At 64.2% G+C, this 19,064-nt stretch carries 17 protein-coding genes; 7 read left to right on the plus strand and 10 right to left on the minus strand.

The features are described from left to right. Window positions 1-148 precede the first annotated feature (148 nt). Window positions 149-2,407: a putative bifunctional diguanylate cyclase/phosphodiesterase gene (locus RQP54_RS15645; protein WP_315679319.1), complete on the plus strand. Its 2,259-nt coding sequence runs from the start codon at window positions 149-151 to the stop codon at window positions 2,405-2,407. After that, window positions 2,404-4,029 (plus strand): methyl-accepting chemotaxis protein, encoded by a 1,626-nt coding sequence (locus RQP54_RS15650; RefSeq protein WP_315679320.1) that lies wholly within the window; start codon window positions 2,404-2,406, stop codon window positions 4,027-4,029. The genes RQP54_RS15645 and RQP54_RS15650 overlap by 4 nt, the downstream gene beginning before the upstream one ends. A 36-nt stretch (window positions 4,030-4,065) precedes the next feature. Here the strand turns inward: RQP54_RS15650 and RQP54_RS15655 are convergent, their stop codons facing one another. Beyond that, window positions 4,066-4,641, minus strand: a complete 576-nt coding sequence (locus RQP54_RS15655) for a PAS and helix-turn-helix domain-containing protein (RefSeq protein WP_315679321.1) — start codon at window positions 4,639-4,641, stop codon at window positions 4,066-4,068. An 87-nt stretch (window positions 4,642-4,728) separates the two neighbouring features. On the opposite strand from RQP54_RS15655, the gene RQP54_RS15660 reads away from it, so the two are divergent. The 3 genes from RQP54_RS15660 to RQP54_RS15670 all read left to right on the plus strand — a co-directional run bounded on the left by RQP54_RS15660 (window position 4,729) and on the right by RQP54_RS15670 (window position 7,997). Further along, window positions 4,729-5,436 (plus strand): CoA transferase subunit A, encoded by a 708-nt coding sequence (locus tag RQP54_RS15660; RefSeq protein ID WP_315679323.1) that lies wholly within the window; start codon window positions 4,729-4,731, stop codon window positions 5,434-5,436. Window positions 5,437-5,438: 2 nt separating this feature from the next. Then, the gene (locus tag RQP54_RS15665) at window positions 5,439-6,077 is read left to right on the plus strand and encodes a CoA transferase subunit B (RefSeq protein ID WP_315679325.1); all 639 of its coding nucleotides are present in this window, start codon (window positions 5,439-5,441) and stop codon (window positions 6,075-6,077) included. A 243-nt stretch (window positions 6,078-6,320) separates the two neighbouring features. Beyond that, on the plus strand, window positions 6,321-7,997 hold the full coding sequence (locus tag RQP54_RS15670) for a hybrid sensor histidine kinase/response regulator (RefSeq protein WP_315679326.1): 1,677 nt from the start codon (window positions 6,321-6,323) through the stop codon (window positions 7,995-7,997). Between the two features lie 97 nt (window positions 7,998-8,094). Here RQP54_RS15670 and RQP54_RS15675 read toward each other — a convergent pair whose 3' ends face one another. Genes RQP54_RS15675 through cdd form a run of 5 tightly spaced genes read right to left on the minus strand, consistent with a single transcriptional unit; the run spans window position 8,095 to window position 12,664 of the window. Continuing rightward, on the minus strand, window positions 8,095-9,300 hold the full coding sequence (locus RQP54_RS15675; RefSeq protein ID WP_315679327.1) for a phosphopentomutase: 1,206 nt from the start codon (window positions 9,298-9,300) through the stop codon (window positions 8,095-8,097). 3 nt (window positions 9,301-9,303) lie between these two features. Further along, window positions 9,304-10,623 carry a thymidine phosphorylase gene (gene deoA / locus RQP54_RS15680; protein WP_315679328.1) on the minus strand — a complete coding sequence of 440 codons (1,320 nt, stop codon included), beginning with the start codon at window positions 10,621-10,623 and terminating at the stop codon, window positions 9,304-9,306. 9 nt (window positions 10,624-10,632) lie between these two features. Next, on the minus strand, window positions 10,633-11,424 hold the full coding sequence (deoC, locus tag RQP54_RS15685; protein ID WP_315679329.1) for a deoxyribose-phosphate aldolase: 792 nt from the start codon (window positions 11,422-11,424) through the stop codon (window positions 10,633-10,635). Then, window positions 11,421-12,230 carry a purine-nucleoside phosphorylase gene (locus RQP54_RS15690; protein ID WP_315679330.1) on the minus strand — a complete coding sequence of 270 codons (810 nt, stop codon included), beginning with the start codon at window positions 12,228-12,230 and terminating at the stop codon, window positions 11,421-11,423. The genes deoC and RQP54_RS15690 overlap by 4 nt, the downstream gene beginning before the upstream one ends. Then, on the minus strand, window positions 12,227-12,664 hold the full coding sequence (cdd, locus tag RQP54_RS15695; protein WP_315679331.1) for a cytidine deaminase: 438 nt from the start codon (window positions 12,662-12,664) through the stop codon (window positions 12,227-12,229). Before cdd ends, RQP54_RS15690 begins: the two co-directional genes overlap by 4 nt. Before the next feature lie 151 nt (window positions 12,665-12,815). On the opposite strand from cdd, the gene RQP54_RS15700 reads away from it, so the two are divergent. Then, a complete protein-coding gene (locus tag RQP54_RS15700; RefSeq protein WP_315679332.1) occupies window positions 12,816-13,181 on the plus strand; it encodes an STAS/SEC14 domain-containing protein in 366 nt (121 codons plus the stop codon). 16 nt (window positions 13,182-13,197) lie between these two features. Here RQP54_RS15700 and RQP54_RS15705 read toward each other — a convergent pair whose 3' ends face one another. From RQP54_RS15705 to RQP54_RS15720, 4 genes are read right to left on the minus strand one after another with little or no spacing between them, the layout of a single operon-like run. Beyond that, entirely contained in the window at window positions 13,198-14,781 is a 1,584-nt protein-coding gene (locus RQP54_RS15705) for a DHA2 family efflux MFS transporter permease subunit (protein ID WP_315679333.1), read from the minus strand. Window positions 14,782-14,795: 14 nt separating this feature from the next. Further along, window positions 14,796-16,019 carry an efflux RND transporter periplasmic adaptor subunit gene (locus tag RQP54_RS15710; protein WP_315679334.1) on the minus strand — a complete coding sequence of 408 codons (1,224 nt, stop codon included), beginning with the start codon at window positions 16,017-16,019 and terminating at the stop codon, window positions 14,796-14,798. Window positions 16,020-16,050: 31 nt separating this feature from the next. Further along, window positions 16,051-17,493 (minus strand): efflux transporter outer membrane subunit, encoded by a 1,443-nt coding sequence (locus tag RQP54_RS15715; protein WP_315679335.1) that lies wholly within the window; start codon window positions 17,491-17,493, stop codon window positions 16,051-16,053. Then, window positions 17,490-17,993, minus strand: a complete 504-nt coding sequence (locus RQP54_RS15720) for a MarR family transcriptional regulator (protein ID WP_315679336.1) — start codon at window positions 17,991-17,993, stop codon at window positions 17,490-17,492. The genes RQP54_RS15715 and RQP54_RS15720 overlap by 4 nt, the downstream gene beginning before the upstream one ends. Before the next feature lie 476 nt (window positions 17,994-18,469). Here RQP54_RS15720 and RQP54_RS15725 point away from each other — a divergent pair, with 476 nt between their 5' ends. Further along, window positions 18,470-18,910: a hypothetical protein gene (locus RQP54_RS15725; protein ID WP_315679337.1), complete on the plus strand. Its 441-nt coding sequence runs from the start codon at window positions 18,470-18,472 to the stop codon at window positions 18,908-18,910. The last annotated feature ends 154 nt before the right edge of the window (window positions 18,911-19,064 follow it).

Raw genomic sequence — 19,064 nt, forward strand, 5'->3', positions numbered from 1 at the left:
AGCCCGCTGTTCCGCCATCCATCTTGGCCCTGCCCCCGCCTTGAAACATGTTTGAGTGTCACGTTGTTGCACTTGAACGCGGGGGGCTGATTCTTCAGCAATCAGGGTGCGATCCAGTCTACTGTTCATAGACCGATTCAACGGGCGGGTGGCACGCCTGTTGAGCTACGTCCCGATCCAGGTTCGCTTGCTGTTGCTGATGGCAGTGGCGGCTTCTGCGGCGTTGGTTTTGGCGATTGTGGGCGTCGCGGGCCTTTCCGAGTCCAAGGAGATACTGCGCTCCGTCTATGCGGTTCGCATGGGTTCGGCCCAGCAGTTGGCCGAGATCGACCGGCTCATGCTGACCAATCGCCTGCTGATGGAGACCGCCCTGAGCCATACGCCGGGGCGAGAGGACAGGTCGCCCCACTCGGATGATCGGGTGGATCGGCAGTTCCTGAGCTATGTTGCCGCTGCCATCGAGAAGAACCGCAATACGATCACTTCGCTGTGGGCCGATTTTTCCAAGGTGCCGTTGACGTCGCAGGAGCGTGGGGTGGCAGAGAGATTTGCACAGCGGCGCAATGACTACATGGCGCTGGGCATCGCGCCCTTGCTTGCTGCCATGCGCGCCCGAGACTATGAGGCGATTCGAACCCAGTCGATTGAAGTTGAGCGGCTTTTTGCGCCTACCCACGAGACCTTGGAGGCGCTGACCCGCTTGCAATTCGACGTGGCCCATGAGACCTACCAGGCCGGTGTCGATCGCTATGACGCGGTATTGCGAAATGCGTTGGCGGTACTGATGTTGCTGATCGGCGTCATGTGCTGGTTGGGATGGGTTCTCAACGACTCGATCGTGAATCCGCTCAGGCGGGTCATTTCGATATTCAAGAATATCTCCAAAGGCTGCTACGACACGCCAATCGACATCCATGGCCGCGATGAGATCAGCGCGGTAATGCGAGAACTGCAGGTCATGCAGGCCAAGCTGGGTCAGGATGAATCCGCGATTCACCAGCTGGCGTTTTATGACGCACTGACCCATTTGCCGAATCGGCGCCTGTTGCGGGAACGTCTGCAGCAGGCCATGAGCGCCACTGCCAGGACGCGGGCCTATGGTGCCGTGCTCATGATTGACCTGGACAATTTCAAGACGGTCAATGACACGCAAGGGCATGAGGTCGGGGACCGGCTGTTGGTCGAAGTCGCACAGCGGCTCAAGGAATGCGTGCGCCAGACCGACACCGTGGCGCGCTTGGGTGGCGATGAATTTGTGGTCCTGCTCTCGGATCTGTCCACCGACGAGGAGTTGGCGGCACGGATGGCGGAGCGCATCGGGGAAAAGATACTGGCGCAGGTGCATGCGCCGTGTTCGATCGGACCGCGTGTCATCCGCTCTGCTGCCAGCATTGGCATGTCACTCTTCAGCGGTGATGTGGTTCCGATCGATGACCTGTTCAAGCGGGCAGACATTTCGATGTACCAGGCCAAGGCGGCCGGTCGCAATGGTCTGCAGTTCTTTGATCCGGACATCCAGGCGGCCTTGGAGGCGCGCATGGCACTGGAGTCCGAACTGCATGAGGCCCTGCAGCGGGATCAGTTCAGGCTCTACTTCCAGGTGCAGGTAGGCAGTGACGAGCAGGTCTTCGGTGCCGAGGTCTTGCTGCGGTGGGAGCATCCGCGCTTGGGTCTCGTGACCCCGGACAAGTTCATCCCGATCGCCGAGGAGACGCACCTGATTGTCCCCATGGGGGAGTGGGTGCTGCGCAAGGCTTGCGAGCAGTTGCGGGCCTGGCAGGACCACGCGGCGGCACAGGCTTTGGTGTTGGCGGTCAATGTCAGTGCGCGTCAGTTCCGCCAGCCGGATTTTGTTGATACGGTCGAGCGCGTGCTGTCGGAGACGGGCGCCTGTCCCGCGAAACTCAAATTGGAGCTCACGGAGAGCGTGGTTCTGCACGATGTGTTCGACACCGTGCAGAAGATGCGAGCGCTCAATGCGCTGGGGGTGGAATTCTCCATGGATGACTTCGGAACCGGCTACTCCTCGCTGTCGCACTTGAGCAGTCTTCCAATCCGCCAGCTCAAGATTGACCGCAGCTTTGTCCGCAACATTCAGAACAGCCGCAGCGACGCGGTCATCGTACAGACCATCATCGGCATGGCCAGCACCCTCGGCGTGGCCGTGATTGCGGAAGGTGTGGAGACGGAGAACCAGCGCAGCTTCCTCGAGCAATTCGGGTGCATGGCGTACCAGGGGTTTCTCTATGGTCGGCCGGTTCCGCAGGACCACATGCAGACCATGCTGGAGGAAATGCGACGGGTCGCCCGTATGCCCCTGGTGGGGACCAGTGTGTGCCGCACGGCGGCATTCATGGCAGCCACGCGTACGCCACCACAGCAGATTTTTACCGGGAGAGAGCCATGAGTAACTTCAGAATATCTACACGCCTGTTTGTCTTGATCGGTGTGCTTTCGGCCACGCTGGTGGGGGTCGGTGCCATTGGCTTGACGGGTACTGCGCTCAGCAACGAAGCACTGCGCGCGACCTACGAGGATCGGCTGGTGCCCTCCACCCAGGTAGCCGAGATCCAGCGCTTGCTTCTGCGCAATCGGCTCGCACTAGCCAATACCCTGATCCTGCCCACGCCCGAGGCCATCGGTGCGGCGGCCGCGGAAGTGGATGCCAACATCGGTGCCATCACTGCCTTGTGGAAGTCCTACACCGCCAGGCCCTTGGCAGCACAGGAGCGCGAACTGGCCGATCGCTTCCAGGCGGATCGATCCAGGTTCGTGCAGGAAGGGCTGCGCCCGACCTTGGCAGCCCTGCGCGCGGGAGACATGGATTTGGCAAGAACAACCGTGAACGATGTGGTCGGACCGCTGTATGAGCCGGTGGGCAATGACATCGGCGCCCTGGTGCAATACCAGGTTCGCCTGGCCCAGATGGACTACGAGGGGGCGGTGGCACGTTACCAGAGCACCCGCCTGTGGTCCATTGCCTCTGTGGCGCTGGGCTTGCTGCTGGCACTGACCATGGGCACCCTGACGATCCGCGGGATCAACCGGGCGCTGTTCCATGCGGTGGATGTCTCGCACGCTGTGGCGGCTGGCAAGCTGCACGGCGACATCGACGCCCGAGGCCAGGACGAGGCAGCCCAGGTTTTGCAGGCGCTGCAGGCCATGAAGGAGGGCCTGGTCCGGGTGGTTTCCGATGTGCGCCAAGGATCGCACTCGGTGGCATCGGCCAGCGCTCAGATCGCGGCCGGCAACCACGATCTCTCGTCCCGTACGGTTCAGCAGGTCAGCTCTTTGCAGCAGGCCGCAGCCTGCGTCGAGCAGCTCAACGCCGACATGCTGAACAACGTGGAGAGTACGCGCCAGGCCAATGCGCTGGCCGCAGGCGCCACCGAGGTTGCCGCCCAAGGGGGAGAGGTGGTTTCCCAGGTGGTTCAGACCATGCGGGAAATCAACACCGCGTCGCGTCGCATATTCGACATCATCGATGTGATTGATGGCATCGCCTTCCAGACCAATATCCTGGCATTGAATGCAGCAGTGGAGGCAGCGCGGGCGGGTGAGCAGGGGAGGGGCTTTGCGGTGGTTGCCAGTGAGGTCCGCGCTTTGGCCGGCCGCAGTGCCCAGGCCGCAAAGGAAATCAAGGACCTGATCACCGCCAATGTCGATCGCGTCGATCAGGGAACGAATCTGGTGGACCAGGCGGGCTCCACCATGGAAGAGATCGTTGCCGCAATCACCAGGGTTTCCACCATCATGGACAGCCTCAGCAATGCGAACCAGGCCCAGGTGCAAGGCGTGCTCCAAGTGCAGGTGGCTGTCCGCGAAATGGATCAGACTGCGCAGGAAAACTCGGCTTTGGTCGAGGAAATGGCTGCCGCCGCCAGCAACCTGAAGAGCCAGGCGCAGTCGCTGGTGCGAACCGTCTCGGTCTTCCAGCTGGGTACAAGCGAACCGCAGGGGGTGGAGTTTGTCGATAGCCCACTGTTGCCTTCATCCGAAGGCTATGCGGCGGTGGCGTTGGCTGCCTGAGGGGCGCTCCAGGCGCGGTTGTCCTGCCCGTCGTCGTCAGCCCGCCATCAGCTTGTGCACCAGGTCGCCCGCCGTCGAAGCCTTGTACTTGCGCATCAGCCGGGCGCGGTAGATTTCCACCGTGCGGTGGCTGATGCCTAGCGCCTTGCCGATGTGCTTGGACGTCATGCCCTGCATCAGGTAGGCTGCGACTTCGCGCTCGCGCGGGGTGAGTTCCGCCTTGACGGTGCGGTGGGCGCTCAGGTCTTCAAAGCACCAGATACCGGCCTCGTGCGGGTCGTTCGGGTTCAGTGCCCGCCCAGTCACGTGGCACCAGAACGCTTCGCCCTTGAAGCGCCCGTCGACACGCTTCATGATGCGGTCGTCGGCATAGGTGCCGCGCCGGTTCAGGATCGGGGCAATGCGCTCGCCGGTGCGCTCGAACTCGTCGGCACTGGGGTAGAGGATCTGGAACGACTGGCCGACCAGCTGCTCGCGGCTGGCGCCGAACATCTCGCACAGATGCTGGTTGCAGTCCACCATGATGCGGTTGCGCGACAGTGCCAGACCCACGGGGGCCATCTCGAAGGCCAGCCGGTAGTCGATATCGGGTTGGGGTGTCGGTGGGGCCATAGGGTCGCCTTCTACGAAAAACTACGTAACGACATAAGTAGCGAACAATAGTATCGTACCGACTCCCTTTTTGATGGAGACACCCCCGTGAACAAGATTTACCCCAGCGCTGCTGCGGCATTGCAAGGCATCGTGCGCGATGGCCAGTTGCTCGCCGTGGGCGGTTTTGGCCTGTGCGGCATCCCCGAAGCCCTGATCGACGCCTTGCGCGACACCGGTGCCAAGAACCTCACTGTCATTTCCAACAACGCCGGGGTCGATGGTTTCGGCCTGGGCAAGCTGTTGGAAACACGCCAGATCAAGAAGATGATTTCCAGCTACGTGGGCGAGAACAAGGAGTTCGAACGCCAGTACCTGGCAGGCGAACTCGAACTGGAATTTACGCCCCAGGGTACGCTGGCCGAGAAACTGCGTGCTGGGGGCGCTGGCATCCCGGCCTTCTACACCCGCACCGGCGTGGGCACCATCGTGGCCGAAGGCAAGGAGCTGCGCGAATTCGATGGCCACATCTACGTGATGGAGCGTGCGTTGCTGCCCGAGGTGGCGCTGGTCAAGGCGCACCGTGCCGACAAGTCGGGCAACCTGCAGTTCCGTTACACCGCGCGCAACTTCAACCCGGCGGTGGCCATGGCCGGCAAGATCTGTGTCGTGGAAGTCGAGGAAATCGTGGAAACCGGCGCCATGCACCCCGACAGCGTGCACCTGCCCGGCATCTACGTGCACCGCATTGTGCACAACCCGAATCCCGAAAAGCGCATCGAGAAGCGCACGATTACCGAGAACAAAGGAGCTTGATCATGGCATGGACACAAGACCAGATGGCCGCCCGCGCAGCCAAGGAACTGCAGGACGGCTACTATGTCAATCTCGGTATCGGCATTCCCACCCTGGTGGCGAACTTTGTGCCGGACGACATTGAAGTCTGGCTGCAGAGCGAAAACGGCATGCTGGGCATCGGCCCCTTCCCGACGGAAGACCAGGTGGATGCCGACCTCATCAATGCCGGCAAGCAGACCGTGACCACGCTCAAGGGCTCCAGTATTTTCGGCAGCCACGAAAGCTTTGCCATGATCCGCGGCGGCAAGATCAACCTGTCGATCCTGGGCGCCATGCAGGTGAGCGAAAAGGGTGACCTGGCCAACTGGATGATTCCGGGCAAGATGGTCAAGGGCATGGGCGGCGCCATGGACCTCGTGGCCGGCGTGAAGAACGTCGTGGTGCTGATGGAGCACGTGGCCAAGAAGAAGGACGGTACCGAAGACATGAAGATCCTGCCCCAGTGCACCCTGCCGCTCACCGGCGTGGGCGTGGTGGACCGCATCATCACCGACCTGGCGGTGATGGACGTGACACCGCACGGCCTGAAAGTGGTGGAGCTGGCGCCGGGTGTGACACGCGAGTTCGTGCAGTCCAAGACGGGCGTGACGCTGATCTGAGCCACGCGCATCCGATGAAGCCACCCTGCCGGGGTGGCTTTTTTGCTTTAGGCGTGGCCAAAGGCCTGCAGCGACCCGATACATCAGGGTCATAATGGGCGCCTGCTGCGGTGGGGCGCATGGATGCCATGCGCCAAGGCAGCGTTATCACGACAAGCAGGGAGACGGCAGCGCAATGCTCGGGATGGACGGCATCGGCACAACGGGACGGTTGGCTGTGGCCTTGCAGGGGGACCGCAGGCCATGATGCCCTTGCAGGAGCGGGCAGACCAGGCTCGGGCCACGTCGACCATTGGCTTGGTGGTCGGCACCATCTTTTCCATCTTCAATCTGCTCACCCCAGGGCAGACTGCCCTGGGACTGGCCGAACTCTTCGGTGTCGTCGTCTTTGTCGTGCCCGCCGCAATCCTTGCCCGCAACGACGAAACCATTGCCCAGTCCGAGACCTGCCTGCTGCTGGCCACCGGAACCATCTTTGGGTCGCTGGTGGTGTTTGGCGGCGTGGGCGGTACCGGTATCTATTGGGTCTATACGGCGCCGTTTGTCGCCTTCTTCATCAAGGGGCAGCGCCAAGCCTGGATCTTCTGCCTGAGCTTGTGGGTACTCACCGGGCTCTACCTGCTGTGGTTGTTCCCTTATGTGCCTTTCGGCTACAACTACGGCGAGATTCCATCGCTGCATGCCTGGTTGGCCTTGGGCTTCTATACCGTGGTGGCCGCGGCGTTCGCACACATCCGGGTGCGCTATGCCGAGAAACTCCAGCTGGCCAAGGAGCGTGCGGAAGAGGACGTGGTGGCCAAATCGCGATTCCTCGCGGCGGCCAGCCATGACCTGCGCCAGCCGGCCCATGCGCTGGGCATGTTCGTCGCTCGCCTGCAGCAGCTCAAGCATGAGGGACAGGCGGCTGAATTGGTGCAGGGTGTCGATGCCTCGGTGCGCGCCCTGCAGCACATGCTCGACGAGTTCTTCGACTACTCCCGCATGGGACTGGCGACCATGGAGGTGCGCAACCAGGATGTTTCGCTGGAGCGGCTGCTGGGCTCGGTGCGCGACAGCTTTTCGAGCCAGGCGCAGGCCAAGGGGATCCGTTTGCGCGTGCGCCCCAGCCGCCTGCACGCCGAGGCAGATCCGGCCCTGTTGCAGCGGATCCTGGTCAACCTCGTGGCCAATGCGGTCCAGTACACCCATGAAGGGGGCGTGCTGGTGGCTTGCCGCCGCTGCAACAAGGGACGTTCGGTGCGCATCGAGGTGTGGGACAGTGGCGTTGGCATCGCCGCTGAGCAGCAGGACAAGGTGTTTGGCGAGTTCTACCAGGTGGAGAACCCCGAGCGTGACCGATCCAAGGGCTTCGGGCTGGGCTTGAGCATTGTCCGACTGGCGTGCCAACGCGGTGGCTATGTGTTGGGCCTGCAGTCCACCCTGGGGCGGGGCTCCCGCTTTTCGGTCACGGTGCCATTGCATGCCGCGGCTTCCCCCTCAACGCAGTCCCCTGCGGGTCCTGCCGCTTGCGGCGGTGAGGGCCTGTTCGCCTTGCAAGGCCGCAAGGTACTGCTGCTCGAAGATGACCCGTTGGGTGGCGCTGCGGTACAGCGCCTGCTGGGAGGCTGGGGCTGCGAGGTGGTGCTGGCACTGTCCGCGGAAGACGCGTTCCTGCGTGTAGACCAGGGGTTTGTTCCCGATGTCATGGTCAGCGACTTCCGCTTGCCTGGTGGCCAGGATGGTCTGCAGGCCATCGCCCGCATCCGTGGGCGCTGTGGCGATGTTCCCGCTTGTCTCGTCAGTGGCGACACCGACCCCGAATTGCGCGAGCGCGTGCAGGCCACGGGCATCCCCTTGCTGCAAAAGCCCGTCCGCCCGGCCAAGCTGCGTGCTGCCTTGCGCAACCTGCTGGCCCAGACACCCACACCGTCGACGCGCTGACCGTGCGCTTTCCCGTTTCTGTTTGCGGGAAAAAATGGCCTCTAGCCCGCGTGGAATTTGCGCAAGCAGCTACTTTTTTAATAGCGACTGCATCTCCCTACCAGCAGGTGGTGCCGGCGGGCAGGGGGGGCACAGCAAGGTGCCTGGCCAGCGTCTGGCCCACATCGGCAAAGCTGCTGCGCAGGCCCAGTGCGCGCCCCACTGGGGCTGCCGGCCCACCCCATAGCACCGGCACGCATTCGCGCGTGTGGTCGCTGCCCGGCCAGGTCGGGTCGCAGCCATGGTCGGCTGTCAGCACCAGCAGATCGTTCGGGCGCAGGGCGGCCAACAAGGTTGGAAGGAAGCGGTCGAATGCTTCCAGCGCATCGGCGTAGCCCGCCGCGTCGCGGCGGTGGCCAAACAGCATGTCGAAATCCACCAGGTTGGTGAACACCATGCCGCCCTCAGGGCAGTCCTGCAGCGCGGCCAGGGTCTGCGTACACAGTGCGGCGTTGTCCGCACCCTTGCGCAGGTGGGTGACGCCGCGCCCGGCGAAGATGTCCTTGATCTTGCCCACTGCGTGCACCTCACGCCCTGCCGCTACCAAGCGGTCGAGCAGTGTGTCCTGCGGCGGAGGTGTGGTCAGGTCGCGGCGGTTGGCCGTGCGCTGGTAGTGGCCGCTGGTTCCCATGAAGGGGCGGGCAATGACGCGGGCGATGCGGGCCTCGTCGAAGATCGGTTTGGCTTTTGCGCAGATGTCGAGCAGGCGCTCCAGACCGAACGATTCTTCATGCGCAGCCACCTGGAACACGCTGTCGGAGCTGGTGTAGCAAATGGGCCAACCGGTGCGTGCATGCTCGTCACCGAGCTGGGCAATGATTTCGGTGCCGCTGGCATGGCAGTTGCCCAGTGTGCCTTCCAGCCCGCAGTCATCTAACCAGCGTTGCATCAGGTCTGGGGGAAACACCGATTCGCCGCTTGGGCGGGTGGGGAAGTAGCCCCAGTCCACCGGCACCGGACAACCCATCAGTTCCCAGTGGCCGCTGGGCGTGTCCTTGCCGGCACTGAGCGAGGCGGCAGCGCCAAAGGCGCCCGTGGGTGCTTCGACGAACTCCAGGCCTGCGGGCCATTCCCCCGTAGCAGTCTGCATGACCTGGCCCAGGCCCAGCTGCATCAGGTGCGGCAGGCGCAAGGGGCGTTGGCGCTCGGCGCACCAGTGGGCGATGTGGCCGAAGGTGTTGGCACCTAGATCGCCAAACTTGGCGGCGTCGGGGGCGGCACCGACGCCGAAGGAGTCGAGAACGATGGTGATGGCACGTGCCATGGTTCAGCCTCCGATGCGCTCGACGAGCAGTGGGGACGGCGTGGGGGCCGCGTCGCCGATGCGGATGTGTTGCAGCAGATCGGCGGCACAGGCTCGCGCGGCATCATCCGTGGCGGCATGCACGAGTGCCAGGCAGTCGCCACGGTGCACGGCTTGCCCTACCGGCACCATGCCGGTCATGCCCACGCTCGCGTCGATGCTGTCGCTGGCCTTGCGCCGACCACCGCCAAGCCCGATCAGCGCCAAGCCAATGGCACGTGTATCCACGCTGGCGACGAAGCCGTCGCGCGGGGCACGCACCTCCAGCTGTACCGGTGCCTTGCGCAGGTAGTGTGCGGGGCGGTCGCAGAAGTCGGCCGGCCCCCCCAGGCTGGCCACCATGCGGGCAAAGTGTTCAAGCGCCCGGCCGCTGGAAAGCGAATCGTCGGCCCGTTGCAGGCCCGCGTCCACACTCTCCACCAGGGCGCCCAGGTGCAGCATCTCGGCGCACAGTTGGCGCGTTACGGCCAGTAGCCGGGGTTCGCGGCGTGTGCCTTGCAGGAAAGCCAGGGCCTCGTGCATTTCGAGCGCATTGCCTACCGTATCGCCCAGCACCTGGTTCATGTCGGTGATCCAGGCACGGGCGGGAAGGCCGGCACCGGCGGCCACTTCGACGATGGAGCGCGCCAGGGCCTGGGCCATGGGCACGTGGTCGGCAAAGGCGCCATTGCCCACCTTGACGTCCATCACCAAGCCCTGCAGTCCGGCGGCCAGCTTCTTGGACAGGATGCTGGCGGTGATCAGCGGAATCGATTCCACCGTGGCCGTGACGTCGCGGATGGCATAGAGGCGTCGGTCGGCCGGGGCCAGGTCGGCCGTCTGGCCGATGATGGCGCAACCGGCGTGCTGGAGCGTGTGCTGCAGGCGGTCCAGGTCGGGTGCCGTCTGGTAGCCCGGAATGCTGTCGAACTTGTCCAGCGTGCCGCCGGTGTGGCCCAGTCCGCGGCCGGAAATCATGGGTACAAAGCCGCCGCAGGCCGCCACCATGGGGCCCAGCATGAGGCTGACCTTGTCGCCCACGCCCCCGGTCGAATGCTTGTCGAGCACTGGACCCGGCAGATGTGCTTGGCTCCAGTCCATGACCCGCCCCGAATGCGTCATGGCGCGTGTCAGCTCCACGGTTTCCGTGGGGGCCATCCCGCGCAGGAACACGGCCATGGCCAGCGCGGCGGCCTGGCCTTCGCTCCAGCTGCCGTCCGTCAGTCCCTGCACAAAGGCGGTGATTTCGTCGGGGGTGAGGGCGTGTCCGTCGCGTTTGCGGCGGATGACTTCCTGTGCCAGCATGGTCCGCCTTCAGTAGCTGCCGGGTGCCGCAGCAGCCGGTGCTTGCTGGCCGGACAGCGTGGCTTCAATGTCGGCCAGCACGCTGCTGGCACCGATGCGAAAGCGCTGTGGTGTCAGGGCTTCGGCGCCGAGGATTTCCTGCGTGAGCCACAGGTAGCTGGCCGCGTCGGCCACGGTGCGGATACCCCCCGAGGGCTTGAAGCCAGTCACCTTGCGCAAGGCCGGGTCATCGGCAATCGCGGTCAGCAAAATGCGGGCTGCCTGGGGCGTGGCGCTGGTGGCGGTCTTGCCGGTACTGGTCTTGAGGAAGTGGGCCCCGGCGTCCAGTGCCAGGCGGCTGGCCTGGGCGATGGCCGCGTCGCTGCGCAGCTCGCCGGTTTCCAGAATGACCTTGAGGCGCAGCCCGTCGCAGGCCTTGCGAACCGCCTGCAGCAGCCGCAGTGCGCTAGCAGCGTCACCGGCGAGCAGTTGGCGCCAAGGCAGCACCACGTCTACCTCCTGGGCACCGGCTTGGACGATTTCTGCGGTGTCCCGCACAGCGCGTTCGATGTCGGCACTGCCATCGGGGAAATTGGCCACCGCGGCCACGGCAATCGAAGGGGGCAACTGGCTGCGGGCAAAGGCTGCCAAGCGCGGCCATACGCACACGGCGGCTACCGATCCGTGCGGGCTTTGGGCCCGTGCGCACAGGCGTTCGATGTCGGCCTCGGTGTCGCCGTCGTTCAGGCTGGTGAGGTCCAGGCATTGCAGGGCCTTGGCGGCACTGGCAGTGAGGTTGGTGTTCCAGTCTGTAGTGGTCATGGTGTGTTTTCCAGTTGCAGCCCGGCCACGACGTGGGCCAGCAGGCTGCTGGCACGGTCGCTGGCGGCCTGGGCCTGTTCCAGGGTATGGGCGTGGCTCAGCTGCTCCTGCGACAGTCCGGCGCCCATGTTGGTGATCAGTGACAGGGCCAGCACGCGCAGCCCCAAGTGCCGGGCCAGGATGGTTTCGGGCACCGTGCTCATGCCCACCGCGTCGGCCCCCAGCAACTGCGCCATGCGGATCTCGGCCGGGGTCTCGAACTGCGGCCCGAAGAACCACGCATACACACCCTGGTGCAGGGGCTGCCCATGCTGTGCCGCGATCAGCAGTGCCTGTTGGCGTAGCCCGGGGTCGTAGGCGTCGACCATGCCGACAAAGCGCTCGGAGCCGGCCTCACCCACCAGGGGCGAGCGCTGCGGCAGGTTCAGGTGGTCGGTGATGAGCATCAGGCTCTGCGGTGGAATGCCGGCACGCACACTGCCTGCCGCATTGGTCTGTACCAGCACCGAGCAGCCCAAGGCGTGGAATGTCTGCAGTGGCACCTTCATGCCATCGACTGCGCCGGTTTCGTAGCCGTGCTTGCGCCCGCTCATCACGGCCACCCGGTGGCGGCCCATGTGGCCCAGCCAGAGTTCGCCGCTGTGCCCGGCCACGGTAGCCTGGGGAAATCCAGCCAACTCGGCATAGGGAATGCGCAACGGGTTCTGGATCTGGGCCGTGAGCCCACCCCATCCTGAACCCAGCACCACGGCGATGTCAGGAGCGAAGCCGGGAGCCAGGCGCTGGATCGTGGCGAGTGCGGTCATGGTGTGGCCTCCAGATGGTCGGGGCCGAAGCTGTGGGGCAGCAGTTCGGCCAGGGTGTAGGTGGGGCCGCTGTCCGTGGCGTTGGCGGTGAAGATGGGGGTGTCCGGTGCGCAGAACTCGCGCAGGCGCTGGCGGCAGCCCCCGCAGGGCGTGATCCAGCGGCCGCCGGTTCCCACCACACAGACGGCGCGCACGTGGCGTCCTCCAGCCAGCACCATGGCAGCCAAGGCCGCGGCCTCGGCGCAGGCGCCTTGCGGGTAGGCGGCGTTTTCCACATTGCAGCCCGCATGCACCCGGCCCTGTTCGTCCAGCACAGCGGCACCTACCGGGAACTGCGAGTAGGGCGCGTATGCGCGGGTGTGGGCATGGCGTGCGGCAGCGAGCAGCGCTTGCTGCTGAACGTCGGCAACGCGCGGGTGGGAGGCACTGTTCATGTGGCCCATGATAGCGCGGCCAACTGGTGCCGCCACGGTTTGTATACAGATTTGGCGCCTAGCGATGCCCTTGTTTTCGGGCGAGAAATGGTTTGGAATTACCATCCTGTCCCCGTGTCGTTTGACCGACACTTCCTGTTGCTGCCATTTCATGCCCATTTCTGTCGTTGTCGAGCCAACTGGTCTCATCGTTGCCCACCTGTCTGGCGAATTGCAGCGGGAGGAGGTTGATGCGGCCAAGCGCGAGGTCTTCGCCCACCTGATGACGACCGGTTCCGCTCCCTTGCTGATGCACGTGCAGGAAGGCTTTGCCGGCTTGCAGACCCTGGTGCAGTGGGACGACATTCCCGAGGACAAGTTCATCCAGCAGCATGTCACGCGACTGGCCTTTGTCGGGGACCTGCGCTGGCGCGACACGGCGCTGCTGTTCTTCTTCCACGGTCTGGTGCCATTCCAGATGGACTACTTCCCCCAGGCCCAGTACGACCTGGCCGTGGCCTGGCTCACCGCCCCGTGATCGGGCCGTGACCGAATCAGTGGGCGCCGGCTGCGGCGTCCGCAGCGCTTCCAGAGTCCGCGCTCGGCGCCTTGGTAGTGGGACGTGCCGGACGGGACAGCCACACCAGCGGTATGAGGCAGAGGAAGATCAGCGAGGACGCAAAGAACACATCGTTGGCTGCCAGCATGTAGGCCTGCTGGTCCAGCATGCGGTTGATCTGGCTCAGTGCCTGCTCGGTGCCCATGCCGGAAGCGGTCAAGCCGGCCAAAGCGCTGGTGGCTGCGCTGCTGCCCTGGTTGACGTATTCGGCCAGTTGGGCGTGGTGCATGGCTGCACGGTCCTGCCAGACGGTGATGGCGATCGATGTCCCGAAGGATCCACCGACCATGCGCGCGAAGCTCGACACCCCAGAGGCTGAAGGGATGCGCTGTGGCGCCAGGCCACCGAGGGTGATCACCGATAGCGGAATGAAGAAGAAGGCCACCGCCACACCCTGCACGATGGTGGGGACCATGATGGTGCCGAAATCCGCCATCGTGTTGAAGTGCGAACGCATGAACAGCACCAGGGCAAAGACGACGAAGGCAAAGCTGGTCAGGGCGCGCGGATCGAACTTCTGAACATTCTTGCCGACGATGGGAGACAGCAGGATCGCGAACAGCCCCACGGGTGCCATCAGCATGCCGGCCTGGGTCGAGGTATAGCCCATGAACTGCTGCAGCCACAGCGGCAGCAGCACCAGGTTGCCCATGAACAGGCTGTAGGCCACCGACATGGCCACGGTGCCGGTCCAGAAGTTGCGCCCCGTGAAGAGACGCAGGTCCACCACCGGGTGCTCGTCGGTGAGTTCCCAGACCAGGAAGAAGGCCAGGCCGATGACCGCCACGATGCACAGGACAATGACCTCGCCGGAATGGAACCAGTCGAGCTCCTTGCCGCGGTCGAGCATGATCTGCATGGCGCCCACCCATACCACGAGCAGGGCCAAGCCGATGCTGTCGATCGGGAGCTTGCGCGTTGCCGATTCGCGCTTGTGGAAGATGGTCCAGGTGATGCCGGCAGCCACCAGTCCGACCGGAATGTTGATGAAGAAGATCCAGCCCCAATGGGTGTGGTCGGTGATCCAGCCCCCCAGCAGCGGCCCCATCACGGGAGCCACCAGCGTGGTCATGGCCCACATGGCCATGGCCATGCCGGCCATTGCGGGCGGGTAGCTGGAGAGCAGCAACGACTGGGCCAGCGGCATCATCGGGCCGGCGACAAACCCCTGTGCGGCACGCATGGCGATCAGCATGTTCATGTTCACTGCCAGACCGCACAGCCAGGAGGTCAGCACGAACAGCAGCACGCTCATGACGAACAGGCGCACCTGCCCGAAACGCTGCGAAAGCCAGCCGGTCAGGGGCAGGGAGATGGCATTGGCCACCCCGAAACTGGTGATGACCCAGGTACCCTGGTTGGGGCTCACGCCCAGGTCACCGGCGATGGCCGGCAGCGACACGTTGGCAATGCTCGAATCGAGCACGTTCATGAAGGTGGCTGCAGACAACGCGATCGTGCCCCACATGCGGGCCGAGCCCTGCAGGGGTGGGTAGTTGATGTGGGCGGACGTGCTCATGCGCAGGTGTGCTTTCAGGGGTGGGCACGTGCCATGTTGCGGGCGATCACCTTGGTGATTTCGGCATTGGCTGCGTCTTCCAGGGCAGCGTAGACGGTGGTCTGCGCGGGTGTATTGACATGGGAGCCTTCAGCCAGGGTCTTGCCGCTCTGGTCACGGGTGTCCACCTCGACTTCCATCGACAAGCCCACCCGCAGTGGGTTCTTTGCAAGCTCCTGCGCGTCCAGCGCAATGCGCACCGGCACGCGCTGCACCACCTTGATCCAGTTGCCGGTGGCATTCTGTGCCGGTAGCAGGGCGAAGGCGGCGCCGGTACCGGCGGCCAGGCCGGCCACCGTGCCCTTGAACTCGACCTTCTTGCCGTACAGGTCGGCAGTCAGCCGTACCGGCTGGCCAATGCGGATGTTGCGCAGCTGCACTTCCTTGAAGTTGGCGTCGACCCACAGTTCGTTCAGTGCCACGAGGGACATGACCGGTGTGCCGGCCGCCACGCGCTGGCCCAGCTGGACCGTGCGCTTGGCCACATGCCCATCCACGGGTGCGGGCAGGGTGGCACGGTGCAATGCCAGGTAGGCCTCGCGCACCTTGGCAGCTGCGGCTTGCACGCTGGGGTGGGATTCGACCGTGGTGCCAGCCGTCATGGCCTGGTTGCTGCTGAGTTGTTGCTCGGCGGTCAGCACGCCGGCCTTGGCGCTCGCCAGGGCTGTCTGGGCGGCGGCGAGTTGGCTCTGGGCGTGGTTGAGTTCCTCTTTGGACACGGCGCCGTTGCCGGCCAGGGCCTGGCGACGCTTGAGGTCGTCGGCGGCGCGCTCGACGTCGGTCTGGGCACGGGCAATGTCGTTTTGGCGCAGGGCGATCTGGGCGTTCAGGGTGCTGTTGTTGGCGTACAGGGTGCGCACCTGGCGCACGGCCTGGCCCAGGTTGGCTTCGGCCTGGTCAAGCAGTACCTTGGCGTCGGCGGTGTCCAGCTTTACCAGCGGTTGGCCGGCTTTCACGTAATCGGTGTCGTCGGCCAGGATGGCGGTCACAGTGCCGCCGATCTGCGGGGTGATCTGGATCACGTTGCCCTGGACATAGGCGTTGTCCGTGGCTTCGCTGCGGGTGCCCAGCACGTATTCGTAGCCGCCGATGGCCAAGCCGGCCAGCACCGCGACGGAAAGGATGGTCAGTGCCTTCTTGCGCTTGGGGTTGCCTGAAGGGCCAGCGTTGGTTGGGGCGTTGGTGTCTGCTGTAGTCATGGTGTTCGCGTCGGGGAATGGGTCGGTGTTCTTACGGGGCGGAAGCGGTGACGGCGGGCAGCGATCCACCCAGCGCGCGAATGAGCTGCACCTGGGTGTCGAGCAGGCGGCCTTGCAGGTCCACGGCGGCCCGGCGCTGTGCCAGAACCGCCGTTTCGGCACTCAGTACCTGCAGGTAGTTGCCCAAGCCGGCTTCGAAGCGCTGCAGCGCTATGGCGTAGGCTGCCTCGGCACTGTGTTGGGCCTGCACCTGCTCGGCTTGCTGCAGGGCGATGGCGCGCTGGCTGGCGAGTTGGTCGGACACATCGCGCACGGCGTCGATCACTTGGGCGTTGTAGCTTTCCACGGCGGCGTCCAGGTCAGCGTTCTTGGCGCGCAGGTTGGCGCGCAGGCGCCCGGCATCGAAGATGGGCAGGCGAATGGCCGGGCCCACACCCCACTGTTCGGATTTGACCGTGGTGAGCTTTTCCAGGCCGATGGCCGACCAGCCCGCAAAGGCGTTCAGATTGATGTTGGGGTAGAACTGGGTGCGGGCATTGGCCACGTCCTGCGTGGCGGCTTCGATGCGGGCCCGCGCGGCGGCCACGTCGGGCCGGCGACCGACGAGGTCGAGCGCAACAGTGTTTGGAGTTGCTATCTGTTTGATAGCTGTTTGCGCAGTATTTGCAAGGGCCAGGTCTGAATTCGGCTTGGAAACCAGGGCGGCGATGGCATTGCGGGCCAGAGCCTGCTGCTCGCGTAGCTGCTCAATCTGCATTCGCGCCTCGGGAAGCGCGCTCTCGGCCGAGCGCAGTTCCAGCTGGGTGTCGAGGCCGGCGTTCACGCGGTCCTGTACCAGGCGCATGGTCTGGTTGCGTTGGGCCAACGCACGCTCGGCAACCACCAGTTGGGCCTGGATGCGTGCCAGTGCGAAGTATTGGCGGGTGATGTTGCTGGCCAGCAGCATGCGCGCTGCCGCGGCGTCGGCCTGGGCCGCGCGCACCTGGCCGAGCGAGGCCTTGAGCGCGGCGTCGTACTTGCCGAAGAAGTCCAGTTCCCAGCCGGCGGTGAGCTGTAGCGTGCCGCTCTCATAGATGTTGCCTGCCAGCGGCGCCGGTACGGCTCCCACGGCGGTGTACTTCTGGCGTGTCGCGTCGAGGCCGGCGTTCACCTGGGGCAGGAGCGCGGCGTCGGCCACGTCGCTGAACGACTGCGCCTTGGAAACGCGCGCCTGGGCCAGACGCAGGTTGGGGTTGTTGGCCAGCGCAGCTTCCACCAGTGCGTCGAGCTGGCGGTCGCCAAAGGCCTGCCACCAGGGGCTGTTGTCGATGGCCAGCGGCGCGGCATCTGCGGCCGCGGTGGGGCCGAGGGTCTTGGCGTCTATGGCTTGGGCCTTGGAGGGCGCTATGCCGCTGGAACTGGCGCAGCCCACCAGCAGCACCGCGGCTGCCAGTGCCACTGCGTTCAGGCCTGGGATCGGGAAGTGTCGTTTCATTCGGAGTCATCCTTGCCGGCTTGCCGGGCATTGACCAGCACGCGGCGCAGCAGTTGCTTGAGTTGTTGGAATTCGTCGGCGCTGAATCCAGCCAGGGCCCGGTTCTGCACCGCGCTCAAAGCATGGGGAATGGCCTGGGCCGCTTCGGTACCTGCCGGGGTTAGGGCGATGTTGACCACACGCCGGTCGCTGTCGGAGCGTTGGCGCTGCACCAGGCCTTTGGCTTCCAGGCGGTCGAGCAGGCGGGTCATGGCGCCCGTGTCCATGTGGCACACGCGCGCCAGCTCGGCCACGGTGCTGGCATGGCGGTTGTAGATCTTGTACAGCGGCACCCACTGGGCATTGGTCAGCTCGGTGTGGATCAATTCGGCTTCGACCTGGGTGGCCACGTTGGACAGGATCTGCCGCATCAGAAAACCCACGCTCTCTTCGGGCGTGTAGTTCAGTGGGTCGTAGAACGTGGCGAGTGGGGGCGCGCCGGGAGTGGGCTTTTTGGGCATGGCGGGGATTATATAGTTGCCTAGGCAAATAAAGCTTAGGCAAGTAATTGATGGTTATGGCATGGGGTTTTTGTTTGTTGTTTGCCCTGGTGGGCGGGGCATGTCGGGGTGTGCGCCCGACAGCGCACTCACTTTCTTTTGCTTCGCCAAAAGAAAGTAAGCAAAGAAAAGGCGACCCCGCTGTCTGCGTCCCCGGTGCGCCGGGCGCACCGGGGCAACCTGCGGTGCTCGCAGCCGCTGGGGGGGCGCGCAAACTCGCCCAGCGGGCTCAAACAGCGCGCGCCCCTTGATCCAGCGCCCGCTGCGCTCCTCGGCGCAGCCAGAGGGGAAGGGGGAGGTCACGCGCCATCGCTTCGCTCGGCGCGGGTGGTATCGTTGGACCGTGCGGATTTCCACTTTGCCGCGATAGCGGTCATTGATGAATATTCCCCAAATGTGAGATACCAATTGAAACGGATTGAAGTCAGAATCTTGTGATGAACTTCATCTTTCGCAAAGCCGTCACTCTCATAGCACTGGCGCCCTGCTTTTGTAATGGCCAGCAGACTCCCTTTTCGGGAAATTGGAATATTGACCTTCGCTCAGCCGAAGAGCGAAAGCAGAATGTCGATTGTGGCTCCGCGACATTCGAGTTGTTGCAAGTGGGCCAAAGAATCTCGGGCAATCACTATATGTCTACGCCGCGTTGCGGTCGCGTAAATGAAGGAGGGCCGGAAACAGTGAAAGGCATTGCCGTAGGAAGCACAGCAATGCTAGTAGTCACAAGTGGCCGAAATGGGGCGATTGTGCTGGGGCGTGCAAAGCTCAATCATGGAATGCTTCAATGGGAAGCGACAGAAGAAATTCGTTCGGGTGAACCAGAGGGGGATTCACCATTGATTCTCAGCAAAGGCAAGCTCGTTCGCTCGAAAAAATGAAGGGTGCCATGGAAATGTATGGCTGCTTTCAGCGGCGGATTCAACCGGTCGATGCAACACATTCGCTGAACATTTCAGCGGGGGTATGGAAGCCGAGCGTCTTGCGCGGCCTCTCATTCAATTGTCTCGCAATTGCATTGAGTTGAGTCTGGGT

This window comes from Curvibacter sp. APW13 (assembly GCF_032337135.1).
GTDB lineage: Bacteria > Pseudomonadota > Gammaproteobacteria > Burkholderiales > Burkholderiaceae_C > Allorhodoferax.